This is a genomic window from Streptomyces sp. GC420, from assembly GCF_009916105.1.
GTDB lineage: Bacteria > Actinomycetota > Actinomycetes > Streptomycetales > Streptomycetaceae > Streptomyces.
In genome coordinates, this window is sequence record NZ_JAAAXQ010000608.1 from 1 (window position 1) to 3,003 (window position 3,003).

General features: G+C 72.6%; 3 protein-coding genes. All 3 read right to left on the reverse strand.

Annotated features, from left to right (window positions below):
- Nucleotides 1–23: 23 nt before the first annotated feature.
- The gene (locus GUY61_RS36800; RefSeq protein ID WP_166634647.1) at nucleotides 24–452 is read right to left on the reverse strand and encodes a gas vesicle structural protein GvpA; all 429 of its coding nucleotides are present in this window, start codon (nucleotides 450–452) and stop codon (nucleotides 24–26) included.
- A 79-nt stretch (nucleotides 453–531) separates the two neighbouring features.
- On the reverse strand, nucleotides 532–840 hold the full coding sequence (locus GUY61_RS36805; RefSeq protein WP_166634648.1) for a gas vesicle protein: 309 nt from the start codon (nucleotides 838–840) through the stop codon (nucleotides 532–534).
- A gap of 485 nt (nucleotides 841–1,325) precedes the next feature.
- Nucleotides 1,326–3,003 (reverse strand): transketolase (locus tag GUY61_RS36810; protein ID WP_166634649.1); only part of this gene is annotated, 1,678 nt, incomplete at its 5' end.

A 3,003-nucleotide genomic window follows, 5' to 3' on the forward strand; every position in this document is an offset into this window, starting at 1 on the left:
GGCGATCCCGTAGACGTAGGTGGTCATTCCTCCTCCTTGCGGCGAGCGGGGGCGGTACGGCGGGCACGCGGGCGCGCCTCCTGCTTCTCGCGGCCCTCGTCACGCGCCTGGTTGAAGGCCTCGGAGATGGTCTGGGCCGCCCCTGACAGGGCGCCCTTGGACTTGCCGCGGGCCCCGGACTCGGTCACCTCGCCCACGATCTCGGGCAGCCCGGGCGACTTGCGCGGGCCTGCCTCCAGGTCGAGGCGGTTGCATGCCTCGGCGAACCGCAGATACGTGTCGACGCTCGCCACGACGACGCGTATGTCGATCTTCAGGATCTCGATACCGACGAGGGAGACCCGGATGAATGCGTCAATCACGAGCCCCCGGTCGAGGACGAGTTCCAGTACGTCGTAGAGACCGCTGCTGCCCCCTCCGCCGCCTGCCTGTTGTGCCGGGAGTACGGTCATTGCGCCCTGTCCTCCTTGTGGTCGTGTGTCGGTGGAGTGCGCGTTCGCGGGCCGCCGTCGTGCGGGGGCGGCCTCCGGGTCACCTGCGGTCGGACCGACCGCGTTCGTACCGGCGCACTCGCCGGTAGCCGGTCAGCGCGCCCTGCGGGTCGAGAGTGACCTCGTAGGAGGCGAGGAGGCTCATCGTTTCGGGGACCCTGGCCAGTTCCAGGACCTCGATCTCCAGCCGCCAGCCCTCGTCGGTCCGCTCGAAGGACGAGACCGACTCCGCTTCCATTCCGGTCAGCTCCGCCAGTTGTCCGCGGGCCTCGCGCAGCACTTCCGTCGGCCTGGGCAGGTCCTCCTGCCGGGCCTTTCCGTCTGAGTTGTTCTCCGGTGTATTCGCCATGGCTGCCTCACAGCGCGTGTAACCCCACCCTGTGGACGCAAACCCTTGGACGAGTCGGGCGGGGGCTCCGGAGCGGCCGCACCCGCTCGGCTCCGGGCGGCCGCACGCTCACGGCCCCGGGTGGAGCGGAGGGCTGCGGGCAGGCCGGGCCGGCGTCCGTGTGCGGGCATTCCGCTGGGTTCCCGGGCCGATGCGGCCGCGCGGGACTGCCGGCGGCGCAGCGTGACCATGGCCCGGCCGGCGGGGCAGAGCGCGACAGAGCGGGCTCACGATGTTCCTGGCACACGTCGGGGCAACCACGCCGTCCTCCGCGGGTGGCGTGCCGGCTCCGGCGGCTCCGGCCCTCAGGGCCGCGTTCCGCAGGCCGCCGGGCCTCCGGCTTCCGTCACGGCGGACCCCCGCCTCCGTCACGGCGGACCACACGGCCTCCGTCACGGTCACTGCGGACCGCGGCCCCCTCAGCGGCGGTGGACCACCGGCATCCGTCACGGCACGACGGCCCGCTCAACGAGCATCTGGACCGCCGCAGTGATCGACTCGGCGTCGATGCCCGCCGCGTGCAGCTGCTCCCCGGGCGTCGCCGACGTCGGCATCGAGCGGACGGCCAGCCGGACCAGCCGCGGCACCGGCCTGCCGTCCGTGAATGCGTCGAGAACGGCGTCGCCGAGACCGCCCTCGGGGCGGTGGTCCTCGACGGTCACCAGGCAGCCAGTCTGCGCCGCCGCCTCCCGCAGGGTGCGGGCGTCCACCGGCTTGACGGAGTACAGGTCGACGACGCGGGCCGCGATGCCCTCCCGGGCCAGCTGGTCGGCGGCCTTCAGCGCCTCGTGCACGGTCGTCCCGGCGGCCACCAGCGTGACGCGGTCATCGCCGGTCGCCCGCAGCAGCTTGCTGCCTCCTATGGGGAACTCCTCGTCGGGCCCGTAGAGGACCGGCGTGTCGCCGCGGCAGGTCCGCAGGTAGCGCACGCCGGACGTGCCCGCCATCAGCACCACCAGCCGCGCCGTCTGGTTCGCGTCGCAGGGGTGCAACACCGTCGCCCCGTGCACCGCGCGGAAGGCCGCGAGGTCCTCCAGACCCATCTGGGAGGGGCCGTCGGGCCCGATGGCGACCCCGGCGTGGGATCCGACGAGATTGATGCCGGCCCTGCTGATCGCCGCCATGCGGACAAAGTCCGCGGCACGCGAGAAGAACGCCGCGAACGTCGACGCGTACGGGATCCAGCCCCGCGCCTGCATGCCGACGGCGGCCGCGACGAGCTGCTGCTCGGCTATGTAGCACTCGAAGAACCGCTCGGGGTGCTCCTTGGCGAAGTACTCGGCGCGTGTCGAGTCGCTGACCTCCCCGTCGAGGGCGACCACGTCGGCGCGGGCCGCGCCCAGCGCTGCCAGCGCCTGCCCGTACGCCGTGCGCGTGGCGACCGACTCGCCCTTCTCGTACCGCGGCAGTTCCAGGTGCCCGGTCCTCACGGGACGCAGGACACGTGTCTCGGCCGGCGGCTGCACCTCGATGCGCAGGTCGCGCGGCCCGCCGAGTTCGGCGACGGCCGCCTCCGCGTCCTTGATGGGCTTGCCGTGCAGGCCCTCACGGTCCTCGGCGGCGGCGACGCCGCGGCCCTTCTTCGTACGGGCCAGGATCACGGTCGGTTTGCCGATGGTGGACCGCGCCTCCGCGTACGCCCGGTCGATCGCGTCGATGTCGTGCCCGTCGATCTCGACGGTGTGCCAGTCGAACGCGTACAGCCTGCGCGTGTACGCCGCGATGTCGTGCTGGTGCCGGGTGGGACCGCGCTGCCCCAGCCGGTTGACGTCCACGATCAGCGTCAGATTGTCCAGGTGCTCGTGTCCCGCGTGCTCGACCGCCTCCCAGACCGATCCCTCGGCCATCTCACTGTCGCCGGACAGCACCCACACGCGGTACGGCACGCGGTCGAGCCGCTTGCCGGCCAGCGCCATGCCGACGCCCACGGGCAGGCCCTGGCCGAGCGAGCCTGTGGCCACCTCGACCCACGGCAGCCGGGGCGTGGGGTGTCCCTCGAGGCGGCTGCCGGCCTTGCGGAAGGTCAGCAGCTCCTCGTCGTCGATGACCCCGGCCGCCTTGTACGTCGCGTACAGCAGCGGCGAGGCATGTCCCTTGGACAGGACGAAGTGGTCGTTGCCGGGG

Bases quoted from the DNA above. Each gene is read 5' to 3' on its own strand.
- GUY61_RS36800 (WP_166634647.1), bottom strand. From the start codon at position 452: ATGACCGTACTCCCGGCACAACAGGCAGGCGGCGGAGGGGGCAGCAGC.
- GUY61_RS36805 (WP_166634648.1), bottom strand. From the start codon at position 840: ATGGCGAATACACCGGAGAACAACTCAGACGGAAAGGCCCGGCAGGAG.